A 12,704-nucleotide genomic window follows, 5' to 3' on the forward strand; every position below is an offset into this window, starting at 1 on the left:
AGGTGCACACGAAAAAGCCCGCCGGATTCCGGCGGGCTTTTTCATGGGAAGAACATTATTTCTGCACCCATCGTGTCGACCAAGGTCGACACCTACCAAAAGCAGAATCAGGTTCGGATCCCGTGCCGACCAACGGTCGGCACCTACCAACGGTCGGCACCCACCGACGGCTCGCAGAAATCTGTCGAAGGCGGGCCGGGGTGGGCAGGCGGGGGCGCAGAGCGCCATGGATGGCGCTCTACGAGGCACGCAGGAGCGGTTTTTGCCGTCCCCGCCTGCCCACCTCGGCCCGCCAACCCACGGAAACTCTGCTTTTGACGTTGCCGTTGCCGTTGATCCGGCGGGTGCCGGGCCAGCGGCAGGCCCGGCCGACCCTCCTCAATTGCGTTGGAACAGCGCCTGCACATCCCTGCGGAACGCCGCCTGGCTGTCCGCCCGGCTGTAGAACATGTGCCCGCCCGGATAACTGCGCACCTGCACCCGGTCCGGATTGCTGCCCATCGTCGGCATCTGGTCCACGGTCAGGATCGAACCCATGAACGGGCACGACAGGTCGTTCCAGCCATGCACGATCAGCACCTGCAGGTGCGGGTCGATCGCCACGGCCTGGCGCAGCTGGGTCACCGCGCCATCGCGCAGTTCGCCATTGCGGTCCCACAGCCGGTTCACGTCGTAGTTCAGCGCCTGGTACCGCGCATCCACCTTCCAGCCGACCACGCGCGTCACGAAGTCGACCATCGCCGTGGTGGTCGGCGCGATGATGCTGTCCAGCAGCGGATCATTGGCGCGCTGCTCCGGGTCATTCGGGAATGGATCGAACGCGGTCACATTGGAGTCGTAGCGGCTGCCCAGCGTGCCCTTGTCGCGGAATACTTCGCGCAGGTAGGCCTGGGTTTCCAGCCGACCACCGGCACGGCGCACGAACTGCGGGTCCAGCCCGGTCAGTTCGGTCACCCGGCGCAGCATCGCCTCGGTCGCCTGCGGATCGCTGCGGCCCTTCATCAACGCGGTGGCGTAGTCGCCACGGGTGTACTCCACCACGTCGCGCATCGCTGCATCGGTCAGCTTGCCCTGGCGCTCCAGGTGCGCGGCGGCGATCGACGGCAGGGTCTGCATCCACGCCATCGGCGAGACATCGGCGTTGTCTTCCAGGGTCGGGCTCAGGTACGGCGAGACCAGTACCAGGCCGTTCATCGCCACTCCCAGCCGGGTCTGCAGGTAGTGGGTGATGCGCGGGCCACGGTAGCCGCCGTAGCTCTCGCCGGTCAGGTACTTGCGCGACGCCATGCGCTGGTTGCGCAGCAGCCAGTCGTAGATCGAGCGTGACAGGTATTCGATGTCGGCGCTGGGGTTGTACAGCGCCTTCTTCGCTTCATCGTCGCCGATGCGCGCGCGGCTGAAGCCGGTGCCGACCGGATCGATGAACACCAGATCGGTGAAGTCCAGCCAGGTGCCGGGGTTGTCATGCAGGGTGGCGGGCGCCGAGGCGCTGTCGCCTTCCGAACCGAAGGTGACCACCTTGGGCCCGATCGCGCCCATGTTGAGGTACACCGACGAGGCACCGGGGCCGCCATTGAGCGCGAACGTCACCGGCCGGTCCTTGCCCGGCATCGTGTACGCAGTGAACACCACATCGGCGATGACCTTGCCCTTCTCATCGCGCACCGGCAGGGTGCCGACGGTGGCGGTGTAGTCCAGGGTGCGGCCGGCCAGGCGCATGCTCTGGCGGGCCGAGGCGTCTGCGGGCAACGCAGGTGCCTCGGTCTTGTCGTCTTTCGGATCGGGCTTGGCGTCGGCATCAGGCGCGGCCAGCACGCTGGCTGGGGCGATGAGCAGGCCGACGCAGAGCGCGGCAGTGTGCAACAGGGACTTCATGGCACCGGGTGGGCAGCGGAAGGGGATTCCGATGCTAGGCCGGTGGCGGCCCATGCCGTATGTGTCCAAAGGCATGGCCCCGGCGTTGCGGCCGCGATTGGCCAGCTTGGGTCAAGCGGGCAGGGCGGCTGCCGCTTCGTCGTTGGCCAGCAAGCCATAGACGGCCGAGTCCGAAAGCTCGCCCTGGATGCGCCAGCGCTGGCGCAGCACCCCCTCGCGGCGGAAGCCCAGGCGTTCGAGCACGTGCGCGGAGGGTGCGTTGCGCGGGTCGATCTCGGCTTCCACGCGGTGCAGGTGGAGGGTGCCGAACAGGTAGGCCAGTACCTGCTGCAGGGCCTCGTGCATGTAGCCTTGGCCCTGGCGATCCGGTGCCAGCAGGTAGCCGATCTCGGCGCGGGCTGCAGTGCGGTCCACTGCAAACACCACGCAGATGCCCAGCAGTGGACCTTCCAGCGATTCGCGCACGGCCAGCTTCAGCTGGGTACCGATGGCATGGGCTGCGAGATCATCGTCGATCTGCTCGCGCGCCTCGGCCTGTCGCGTCCAGGCCGGATGATTCCACCAGCGCATCACATCGGGATTGGACTGCAGCGTAAACAGCGCGGCCGCGTCGTCACGGCGGATCGGGCTCAGCACCAACCGCGCGCTGTGCAGCGGCAGGTCGGGGAACAGCAGCGAGTGGCTGGCCAATACGGTGGTCCGCACGGATGGACGCGCATTATGGCGCCGCCGGGTTTGCCGATGGCGGCGTAATGCCAAGGGCGCATGAACCGGTAGTGCCGGCCGCTGGCCGGCGGATCTGCCCTGATCACGCGGATGCCGAGGGTGCCGGCCAGCGGCCGGCACTACCGGATGATGGGGCTGGATCAGACTTCCAGCGAAGCCAGGTCGCCCTTCGACTCCAGCCAGCCCTTGCGGTCGGACGCGCGCTTCTTGGCCAGCAGCATGTCCATCAGCGAGCGGGTCTGCTCGCCATCGTCCACGGTCAGCTGTACCAGGCGGCGCGTATCCGGGTGGATGGTCGACTCGCGCAGCTGCGGCGGATTCATTTCGCCCAGGCCCTTGAAGCGGGTGACGTTGATGGCGCCCTTGATCTTCTCGCGTTCGATCTTGTCCAGCATCGAGCGCTTTTCTTCTTCGTCCAGGGCATAGAACACCTGCTTGCCTACGTCGATGCGGAACAGCGGCGGCATCGCCACGAACACGTGGCCGGCATCAACCAGCGCCGGGAAGTGCTTCAGGAACAGCGCGGTCAGCAGCGTTGCGATGTGCAGGCCGTCGGAGTCCGCGTCGGCCAGGATGATCACCTTGCCGTAGCGCAGGCCGCTGATGTCGTCCTTGCCCGGATCGCAGCCGATGGCGATGGCCAGGTTGTGTACTTCCTCCGAAGCCAGCACGCTGTTGGACGAGACTTCCCAGGTGTTCAGGATCTTGCCACGCAGCGGCATGATCGCCTGGAAATCCTTGTCGCGGGCCTGCTTGGCGCTGCCGCCTGCCGAGTCACCTTCCACCAGGAACAGCTCGGTGCGCGACAGGTCCTGGCTGATGCAGTCTGCCAACTTGCCGGGCAGGGCCGGGCCTTGGGTGACCTTCTTGCGGACGACCAGCTTCTCGGTCTTCAGGCGCGCGCTGGCACGCTCGATGGCGATCTGCGCGATCTTCTCACCCAGCTCCACATTCTGGTTGAGCAGCAGGCTGAAGGCATCATGGGCGGCACCTTCGATGAAGCCGGCCGCCTGGCGCGAGGACAGGCGCTCCTTGGTCTGGCCGCTGAACTGCGGGTCGGTCATCTTCAGCGACAGCACGAACGACACGCGGTCCCACACGTCTTCCGGGGCCAGCTTGACGCCACGCGGCAGCAGGTTGCGGAAGTCGCAGAACTCGCGCAGCGCCTCGGTCAGGCCAGTACGCAGGCCGTTGACGTGGGTGCCGTGCTGGGCGGTGGGGATCAGGTTGACGTAGCTTTCCTGCACCAGCTCGCCTTCCGGCAGCCAGGCCACTGCCCAGTCCACGACCTCGGTGTCCTTCTTCAGGCTGCCGACGAACAGCTCGGCCGGCAGCATCTCGCGATCACCCAGCTCCAGCTTCAGGTAATCGCGCAGGCCGTCTTCGTAGTACCAGGTATCGACTTCACCGGTGGCTTCATCGGTCAGCTTCACAGTCAGGCCCGGGCACAGCACGGCCTTGGCGCGCAGCAGGTGCTTGAGCGCGCGCACCGCGAACTTCGGCGTATCGAAGTACTTCGGGTCCGGCCAGAAGCGCACGCGGGTACCGGTGTTCTTCTTGCCGACGCTGCCGACCACTTCCAGCGGCGTGGCACGGTCGCCGTTGCGGAAGGTGATGCGGTGTTCGGCACCGTCGCGCTTGATGTGCACCTCCACCAGGGTCGACAGCGCATTGACCACGCTGACGCCGACGCCGTGCAGGCCGCCGGAGAAGGTGTAGTTGTTGTTGCTGAACTTGCCGCCTGCGTGGAGGCGGGTGAGGATCAGCTCGACACCCGGGATCTTCTCCTCCGGATGGATGTCCACTGGCATGCCGCGGCCGTCATCGCTGACCTCCACGCTGCCGTCCTTGTACAGGGTGATCTCGATCGAACGGGCGTGGCCGGCGAGGGCTTCGTCCACCGAGTTGTCGATCACTTCCTGCGCCAGGTGGTTCGGGCGCGCGGTGTCGGTATACATGCCGGGACGGCGCTTGACCGGGTCAAGGCCGGACAGGACTTCAATATCGGCGGCGTTATAGCGGGCGTTCATCTGTCTTCGAAAGCTTGGAGCGACGGGCAAGTGTGGGGTCTGGCACGGGAATTTGCACGCCTGCGGTTCAGCCTCGGCGGCGGGGAGGGGGTAAAATGGCAGCCGCTGGAATCTGAACGCCGGCGGCCCCGTTGGGTCTGAACGTCCAAGCCATACCGCGAGGAGGACCTCATGAAGAAGTTGCTGACCATTGCGATCCTGGCCGCTGCCGCCGTTGCAGTGCCGCTGGTGGTGGCGCAGAACGCCGGCCAGCCGGCCCCGCAGCAGGGTGGCCAGGCCGACAAGGCGCAGGCCGAAGCCGATGCCAAGGCCAAGCGCCGCGCCCAGGCCAATGCCGAAATGAAAGCGCAGGGCCAGCCGGCCCCGCAGCAGGAAGAGGAAGAAGAGGCGCGGAAGAAGAAGTAATTCTTCCGCCCTCCGAAGCCCTTGCCGCAAGGGATTCGCCCCCCGACGCCCCGCCCAGCGGGGCGTTTCTTTTGAGTGACGGCCGCAACTGCCCCTTGGGTTGGCGCGCATCAATCTGTAAACTATGGCTTTCCGGGAGTAAGTGCGTGTCCACCCTTTGCGAATGGGCTGGCACGACCATGCGTGGTCGCCAGCAATGCGGGTCGCAGGTGACGGTCGATTTGACCGGCACGGCCGCCCCGACCTCGCACGATGGTTCCCGTCCGGCCCCCGCTGCCGCACGGATCCGCACCTCCCTCGCTGCTACAGCGAACCGGAAAACCCCCTCTGAGCACCATGCCCGCCCTCCGGGTGCGCGTGGTGCTGCCGTTTTCCATTTCCAGACAGGATGCTTGCAGCCATGACTCCCTTGATATTCGTAACCGGCGGCGTGGTGTCCTCGCTCGGCAAAGGCATTGCCGCCGCGTCGCTGGCCGCCATTCTCGAAGCCCGTGGCCTGAAGGTCACGATGATGAAGCTCGACCCGTACATCAACGTCGACCCGGGCACCATGAGCCCGTTCCAGCACGGTGAGGTGTATGTCACCGACGACGGCGCGGAGACCGACCTCGACCTGGGCCACTACGAGCGCTTCGTGCGCACCCGCCTCAGCCGCAAGAACTCGGTCACCACCGGCCGCATCTACGAGAACGTGATCCGCAAGGAGCGCCGCGGCGACTACCTGGGCGCGACCGTGCAGGTCATTCCGCACATCACCGACGAGATCCGTCGCTGCATCGATGAAGCCACCGAAGGCTACGACGTGGCACTGGTTGAGATCGGCGGCACCGTTGGCGACATCGAGTCGCTGCCGTTCCTGGAGGCGATCCGCCAGGTGCGCACCGAACGTGGCCCGGAGAAGGCGCTGTTCATGCACCTCACTCTTGTGCCGTACATCGGCGCCGCCGGTGAGCTGAAGACCAAGCCGACCCAGCACTCGGTGAAGGAGCTGCGTTCGATCGGCATCCAGCCGGACGTGCTGCTGTGCCGCTCCGAGCAGGCGGTGCCGGATTCGGAGCGCCGCAAGATCGCCCAGTTCACCAACGTTTCCGAGCGTGCGGTGATCAGCGTGCCGGACGTGGACGTGCTGTACCGCATCCCGTCCGGCCTGCATGCACAGGGCCTGGACGAAATCGTGGTGAACCAGCTGAAGCTGGCCGACAAGGCCGGTCCGGTCGATCTGTCGATGTGGGAAGACGCGGTCGATGCGACCCTGCACCCGCTGGACGAAGTGACCATCGCCGTGGTCGGCAAGTACGTCGATCACCAGGACGCCTACAAGTCGGTCGGCGAAGCACTGAAGCACGGCGGCCTGCGCCAGCGCACCAAGGTCAACCTGAAGTGGCTGGAAGCACAGGACCTGGAAGGCACCGACATGGCCGCACTGGCCGATGTCGACGGCATCCTGGTGCCGGGTGGCTTCGGTGACCGTGGTTTCGAAGGCAAGGTGCTGACCTCGAAGTTCGCCCGCGAGCAGCAGGTGCCGTACTTTGGCATCTGCTACGGCATGCAGGCGGCGGTGGTCGATTACGCGCGCAACGTGGTTGGGCTGGAAGGTGCCAACAGCACCGAGAACGATCGCCAGTCGCCGAACCCAGTGATCGGCCTGATCACCGAATGGCGCACCGCCACCGGCGATGTCGAGAAGCGCGACGACAAGAGCGACCTCGGCGGCACCATGCGCCTGGGCCTGCAGGAACAACGCCTGAAGCCGGGCACGCTGGCCCGCGAGCTGTACGGCAAGGACGTGGTCGCCGAGCGCCACCGCCACCGCTACGAGTTCAACAACCGCTACCGCACCCAGCTGGAAGATGCGGGCCTGGTGATCGCCGGCAAGTCGATGGACGACACCCTGGTGGAAGTGGTCGAGCTGCCGCGCGACGCCCACCCGTGGTTCCTGGCCTGCCAGGCGCACCCGGAATTCCTGTCCACGCCGCGTGACGGCCATCCGCTGTTCATCGGTTTCATCCGTGCCGCGCGCGAGCGCAAGGCCGGCGGCAAGCTGCTTTCCGAAGCGCGCGCCTGACTTGTGAATGGGGGCTTCGGCCCCCATCCTGCATGCTTCAACCCCCAGCGCACCGGCTTGTCCGGTGCTGCGGACAACAAGGAAACGCCATGAAACTGTGTGGATTCGAGGTCGGGCTGGACCAGCCCCTGTTCCTGATCGCCGGCCCCTGCGTGATCGAGTCGATGCAGCTGCAGCTCGATACCGCCGGCAAGCTGAAGGAGATCACCGACAAGCTCGGCGTCAACTTCATCTTCAAGTCCAGCTTCGACAAGGCCAACCGCACTTCGGGTACCGCCTTCCGCGGCCCGGGCATGGAAGAGGGCCTGAAGGTGCTGGCCGAAGTGAAGAAGCAGATCGGCGTGCCGGTGCTGACCGACGTCCACGAATACACCCCGATGGACGAAGTGGCCTCGGTGGTGGACGTGCTGCAGACCCCGGCCTTCCTGGTCCGCCAGACCGACTTCATCCGCAAGGTGTGCTCGGCCGGCAAGCCGGTCAACATCAAGAAGGGCCAGTTCCTTGCGCCGTGGGACATGAAGCCGGTCGTGGAGAAGGCCAAGGCCACCGGCAACGAGCAGATCATGGTCTGCGAGCGCGGTGCCAGCTTCGGCTACAACAACCTGGTCAGCGACATGCGTTCGCTGGCGGTGATGCGCGAGACCGGTTGCCCGGTGGTGTTCGACGCTACCCATTCGGTGCAGCTGCCGGGCGGGCAGGGCACCAGTTCCGGTGGCCAGCGTGAGCACGTGCCGGTGCTGGCCCGTGCCGCCGTGGCGGTGGGCATCTCCGGCCTGTTCGCCGAGACCCATCCGGACCCGTCCAAGGCGCTGTCCGATGGTCCCAACGCGTGGCCGCTGGACCAGATGGAGGCCCTGCTCGAGACCCTGATGGAACTCGACGCGGTGACCAAGAAGCACGGTTTCTCGCGCTTCGCGTGAGTCGTGACCCGTGGGTGGCGCTGGAAACCCAGCGTCACCGCCGGCACTGGAGACAGTGGCCGTGGGGCCTGATCGCGCTGGGGCTGTCCGTGGTGTTCACCGTGGGCATGTTCTGCCTGGTGCTGATCGGTGCTGCATCGGTGCGGCCACCGGGTGATGGCAGCAGCGCGCCCGATCTTCGGGCGTACTTCATTGCGCTGCTGGTGGCAGAGCTGGTCGGCGCCGTGGGGTGCGTCGCTGCCGCCGTACTGGCCTGGCGCCTGAACCGTGGCAAGGTGGCCGCCGGGTTGGCGATCGTCCTGCTGTCGCTGTGGCTTGGTGCCCTGTTCTACGGGCTGTTCTGATGAATGCGACCCTGGCAACCCGTGATCGGCCCTGGGGCCTGATCGCGCTGGCGCTGGCTGTTCTTGCCTGGGCCGGCCTGGTGGCAGCTGTATTCGCCTTCGCCGCCAGTTTCGGTTCGCCCGGGGATGGCAGCCATGGCATGCAGGCCATGCAGTACTGGATCCTGGCTGCACTGACCACGCTCGTGCTGTCCTTTGTTGGCAGCCTGGTGGCGATGGTGATGGCCTGGCGTTGCCGCCGCGGCGGCGTATTGGCCGCCATTGCCGGTGGCCTGCTGGTGGTACTGGTGTCGTTGATCCTGATGGTGATCGGGGCCACTCTGGCCTGACGGCGCCTGCGCCATTTGGCAAGTGGCGGGCAGCCGGGGATAATCACGCGGCATTCGTTTTGTCGCCCCCTCTCCAGACAGGTAACCGGCCCGACCATGAGTACGATCCGCAGCATCCACGCCCGTGAAATCCTCGACAGCCGTGGCAACCCCACGCTGGAAGCCGAAGTCATCCTGGAGGACGGTTCGTTCGGTCGTGCCGCGGTTCCCTCCGGCGCCTCGACCGGCACCAAGGAAGCGGTCGAGCTGCGTGACGGCGACAAGACCCGTTACCTGGGCAAGGGCGTGCGCAAGGCCGTGGACAACGTCAACACCACGATTGCCGCCGCGCTGAAGGGCTTCGAAGCCACCGACCAGGCCGGCCTCGACCGTCGCCTGATCGATCTGGACGGCACCGAGAACAAGGGGCGGCTGGGTGCCAACGCGCTGCTGGGTGTTTCGATGGCCGCCGCGCACGCCGCCGCCGCATCCAGCAAGCAGGCGCTGTGGCAGTACCTGGCGGCCAGGACCGGCGTGGCGCCGTCGCTGCCGGTGCCGATGATGAACATCATCAATGGCGGTGCGCATGCCGACAACAACGTCGACTTCCAGGAGTTCATGGTGCTGCCGGTGGGCTTCACCTCGTTCTCCGAAGCATTGCGCGCTGGTACCGAAATCTTCCATTCGCTGAAGTCGGTGCTGAAGGGCCACGGCCTGAGCACGGCGGTGGGCGACGAAGGCGGCTTCGCGCCGGACTTCCGCAGCAACGTCGAAGCGCTGGACACCATCCTCGAAGCGATCGGCAAGGCTGGCTACACCGCTGGTGAAGACGTGCTGCTGGGACTGGACGTGGCCTCCAGTGAGTTCTTCGAGAACGGCAAGTACAACCTGGTCGGCGAGAACAAGCGCCTGACCTCCGAGCAGTTCGTCGACTTCCTCGCCGACTGGGCCGCGCAGTACCCGATCATCACGATCGAAGACGGCCTGGCCGAGAACGACTGGGCCGGCTGGAAGCTGCTGACCGACCGCATCGGCAAGAAAGTGCAGCTGGTCGGTGACGACCTGTTCGTGACCAACCCGAAGATCTTCCAGGAAGGCATCGACTCGGGCACCGCCAACGCGATCCTGATCAAGGTCAACCAGATCGGCACCCTCAGCGAAACGCTGGAAGCGATCGCCATGGCCGACCGCGCCGGCTATGCCGCCGTGGTCTCGCACCGCTCGGGCGAAACCGAAGACACCACCATCGCCGATATCGCGGTGGCCACCACCGCCACCCAGATCAAGACCGGCTCGCTGTGCCGCAGCGATCGCGTGGCCAAGTACAACCAGCTGCTGCGCATCGAGGAAGCCCTCGGCGCCGGCGCGCGTTACGCCGGTCGTGACGCGTTCGTTTCGCTGAAGCGCTGAGCCAATGCGCGACTGGCGCTGGATGCTGCTGGTGCTGGCCCTGTTGCTGGGCTGGCTGCAGTACCGCTTCTGGTTCGGTCCGGGCAATTCGGGTGAAGTGATGATGCTCGAAGCCCAGGTCGCCAACCAGGAGCGGGACAATGAGGGCCTGCAGCAGCGCAACGACGCGCTGGCCGCCGAAGTGAAGGACCTCAAGGAAGGCCAGTCCGCCATCGAGGAACGCGCGCGCAGCGAGCTGGGCATGATCAAACCCGGCGAGAAGTTCTACCGCGTGGTCGAGGATGCGCCGGTCCGTCCGGCGCAGCCCGCTGCAGGCGTCACTGTCCAGGCCGGCGATCACCCGGCGGACGTGCCATGAGCGCGGCGATCTGGGTGGTGGTTCCGGCTGCCGGCCGTGGCGCCCGCTTTGGTGCGCCGCTGCCCAAGCAGTACCTGCAGGCGGGCGGGCAGATCCTGCTCGCCCATACCCTGGACGCGCTGCTGGCGCATCCGGCCGTGGCCGGCGCAATGGTGGTGATCGGCCAGGACGACGGCGACTGGCCGGGCTGGAGCGAATGGGCCGGCAAACCGGTACTGACCTGCATCGGTGGCGCGACCCGTGCCGCCTCGGTGCTGGCCGGGCTGCAGGCACTGCCGGACTCGGTGCGCGCCGACGAATTCGTGCTGGTCCACGACGCCGCGCGACCCAACCTGTCGCTGGCTGATCTTGGCCGCCTGCTTGAAGTCGGGCGTGCCGATCCGGTCGGGGCGATCCTGGCCGCACCGGTGCGCGACACCCTCAAGCGTGCGGGCGACGACGGTGGCATCGATGGCACCGAACCGCGCGAGCGGCTGTGGCGTGCGCTGACACCACAGCTGTTCCGCCGCCACCAGCTCAGCCGCGCGCTGTCTGACGCCGCCGCTGCCGGTGTTGAAGTCACCGACGAGGCCATGGCCATGGAGCGCCAGGGCCAGCGCCCGCTGCTGGTGGAAGGCAGCGAGGACAACTTCAAGGTCACCACCCCGGCCGACCTGGACCGGTTCGAATTCGTACTTTCCCGCCGCGCCGGCTGACTGCCTGCGCGGCCCTGCTGCAAGGGCTGCATCCATGAGCACCGCACCGTTCCCGCCCGTCCGTATCGGCCAGGGCTACGACGTCCATGCCTTCGGTGAAGGCGATCACATCATGCTCGGCGGGGTGAACGTGCCGCACAGCTGCGGCGTGCTGGCGCACAGCGACGGCGACGTGATCCTGCACGCCTTGTGCGATGCGATGCTCGGTGCGCTGGCGCTGGGCGATATCGGCCAGCATTTCCCGCCGAGCGATGATCGCTGGAAGGGCGCCGACAGCAGCGATTTCGTGCGCCATTGCGACAGCCTGCTGCGCGAGCGTGGCTGGCGCGTTGGCAACACCGACATCACCGTGATCTGCGAGCGGCCGAAGGTTGGCCCGCATGCGCTGGCCATGCGTGAGCGCATTGGTGGGTTGCTGCAGCTGCCGCTGGACGCGGTCAGCGTCAAGGCCACCACCTCGGAGAAGCTGGGCTTCACCGGTCGCAGTGAAGGCATCGCCGCGCAGGCGGTCGTGTTGCTGGTGGCGGCATGATCCCGCTGCCGTTGGCGTTTGGTGCGCCGCTGTTGACGGCACGCATCCGCACCACGCCGGACGATTTCCAGGTGGATGAACTACCGGCCTTCGAGGCAACCGGTGAAGGCGAGCACCTGCTGCTGCACATCCGCAAGCGCGGCGCCAACACCGTGCATGTGGCCAAGCTGCTGGCCAAGTGGGCGGGCCTGCCGGAAATGGCGGTGAGCTACGCCGGCATGAAGGATCGGCATGCCGTCACCACCCAGCGTTTCAGCGTGCACCTGCCCAAGCGCATCGCACCGGACCTGGCCGAGCTGGCCAGTGACGAGATCGAAGTGCTCGAAGCGACCTGGCACAACCGCAAGCTGCAGCGTGGCGCACTGGCCGGCAACCGCTTCAGGCTGGTGCTGCGCGAGGTGCAGGGCGATGCTGCGGCGATCAGCGAGCGCCTGCAGCAGATCGCCGGGCGCGGCCTGCCGAACTGGTTTGGCGAGCAGCGCTTCGGCCGCGACGGCGGCAACGTGCCTGCGGCATTGGCGATGTTCGGTGGCCGCCGCATGCGCAAGGACCAGCGTTCGCTGCTGCTGTCAGCCGCGCGCTCGGCGCTGTTCAATCGTGTGCTCGCCGCGCGCGTGGAGCAGGGCAACTGGGATCAACCGCTGGACGGTGAAGTGTGGATGCTCGATGGCAGCCGCAGCGTGTTCGGCCCCGAACCCTACACCGACGTGCTGGCCGAGCGCCTGGCGCGTTTCGACATCCATCCCAGCGCTCCGCTGTGGGGCGAAGGCGAGCTGCGCAGCGCCGACGCTGCACGTGAGCTGGAGCTGGCCGCGCTGGACGACGAGGAATCGAAGGCGCTGCGCGCTGGCCTGGAAGACGCACGGCTGAAGCAGGAGCGCCGCGCGCTGCGCCTGCGCCCGGCATTGCTGCAGCATCAGTGGCTGGCCAGTGATGTACTGGAACTCTCGTTCGCGTTGCCGCCGGGCTGCTACGCCACCGCCGTGCTGCACGAACTCGGCCCCGTCGAAGACGCCGCGCAGGCCTGATAGAAAAA

Annotated in this window: 13 protein-coding genes; 10 read left to right on the plus strand and 3 right to left on the minus strand. The window is 66.7% G+C overall.

Annotation, left to right across the window (positions count from 1 at the left end):
• Nucleotides 1-378 precede the first annotated feature (378 nt).
• From ACM0PK_RS17750 to parE, 3 genes are all read right to left on the minus strand, one after another.
• Nucleotides 379-1,875: a S10 family peptidase gene (locus ACM0PK_RS17750; protein ID WP_414607623.1), complete on the minus strand. Its 1,497-nt coding sequence runs from the start codon at nucleotides 1,873-1,875 to the stop codon at nucleotides 379-381.
• A 111-nt stretch (nucleotides 1,876-1,986) separates the two neighbouring features.
• Complete coding sequence (locus ACM0PK_RS17755; RefSeq protein WP_180886044.1) at nucleotides 1,987-2,565, minus strand: GNAT family N-acetyltransferase; 579 nt, start codon at nucleotides 2,563-2,565, stop codon at nucleotides 1,987-1,989.
• Nucleotides 2,566-2,741: 176 nt separating this feature from the next.
• Nucleotides 2,742-4,631, minus strand: a complete 1,890-nt coding sequence (gene parE / locus ACM0PK_RS17760; protein ID WP_061478449.1) for a DNA topoisomerase IV subunit B — start codon at nucleotides 4,629-4,631, stop codon at nucleotides 2,742-2,744.
• Between the two features lie 171 nt (nucleotides 4,632-4,802).
• On the opposite strand from parE, the gene ACM0PK_RS17765 reads away from it, so the two are divergent.
• The 10 genes from ACM0PK_RS17765 (at nucleotide 4,803) to truD (ending at nucleotide 12,696) form a co-directional block, all read left to right on the plus strand.
• Nucleotides 4,803-5,036, plus strand: coding sequence for a hypothetical protein (locus tag ACM0PK_RS17765; protein ID WP_005408997.1), 234 nt, complete (start codon nucleotides 4,803-4,805; stop codon nucleotides 5,034-5,036).
• Nucleotides 5,037-5,436: 400 nt separating this feature from the next.
• Nucleotides 5,437-7,101 (plus strand): CTP synthase, encoded by a 1,665-nt coding sequence (gene pyrG, locus ACM0PK_RS17770; RefSeq protein WP_005408998.1) that lies wholly within the window; start codon nucleotides 5,437-5,439, stop codon nucleotides 7,099-7,101.
• Nucleotides 7,102-7,190: 89 nt separating this feature from the next.
• Nucleotides 7,191-8,021: a 3-deoxy-8-phosphooctulonate synthase gene (gene kdsA / locus ACM0PK_RS17775; protein ID WP_010485995.1), complete on the plus strand. Its 831-nt coding sequence runs from the start codon at nucleotides 7,191-7,193 to the stop codon at nucleotides 8,019-8,021.
• Nucleotides 8,018-8,365, plus strand: coding sequence for a hypothetical protein (locus ACM0PK_RS17780; RefSeq protein WP_134968046.1), 348 nt, complete (start codon nucleotides 8,018-8,020; stop codon nucleotides 8,363-8,365). The genes kdsA and ACM0PK_RS17780 overlap by 4 nt, the downstream gene beginning before the upstream one ends.
• A complete protein-coding gene (locus ACM0PK_RS17785) occupies nucleotides 8,365-8,694 on the plus strand; it encodes a hypothetical protein (RefSeq protein WP_414607622.1) in 330 nt (109 codons plus the stop codon). Before ACM0PK_RS17780 ends, ACM0PK_RS17785 begins: the two co-directional genes overlap by 1 nt.
• Nucleotides 8,695-8,790: 96 nt before the next feature.
• Nucleotides 8,791-10,083, plus strand: coding sequence for a phosphopyruvate hydratase (gene eno, locus ACM0PK_RS17790; RefSeq protein WP_134968047.1), 1,293 nt, complete (start codon nucleotides 8,791-8,793; stop codon nucleotides 10,081-10,083).
• 4 nt (nucleotides 10,084-10,087) lie between these two features.
• A complete protein-coding gene (gene ftsB / locus ACM0PK_RS17795; protein ID WP_005416028.1) occupies nucleotides 10,088-10,441 on the plus strand; it encodes a cell division protein FtsB in 354 nt (117 codons plus the stop codon).
• Nucleotides 10,438-11,136 (plus strand): 2-C-methyl-D-erythritol 4-phosphate cytidylyltransferase, encoded by a 699-nt coding sequence (gene ispD / locus ACM0PK_RS17800; protein ID WP_005416029.1) that lies wholly within the window; start codon nucleotides 10,438-10,440, stop codon nucleotides 11,134-11,136. Before ftsB ends, ispD begins: the two co-directional genes overlap by 4 nt.
• A 34-nt stretch (nucleotides 11,137-11,170) precedes the next feature.
• Nucleotides 11,171-11,668 (plus strand): 2-C-methyl-D-erythritol 2,4-cyclodiphosphate synthase, encoded by a 498-nt coding sequence (gene ispF / locus ACM0PK_RS17805; protein WP_061480165.1) that lies wholly within the window; start codon nucleotides 11,171-11,173, stop codon nucleotides 11,666-11,668.
• A complete protein-coding gene (gene truD, locus ACM0PK_RS17810) occupies nucleotides 11,665-12,696 on the plus strand; it encodes a tRNA pseudouridine(13) synthase TruD (protein ID WP_072166692.1) in 1,032 nt (343 codons plus the stop codon). Before ispF ends, truD begins: the two co-directional genes overlap by 4 nt.
• Nucleotides 12,697-12,704: the final 8 nt, after the last annotated feature.

Origin of the sequence: Stenotrophomonas sp. FR010 (assembly GCF_047520755.2) — a bacterium.
Classification (GTDB): domain Bacteria; phylum Pseudomonadota; class Gammaproteobacteria; order Xanthomonadales; family Xanthomonadaceae; genus Stenotrophomonas; species Stenotrophomonas sepilia.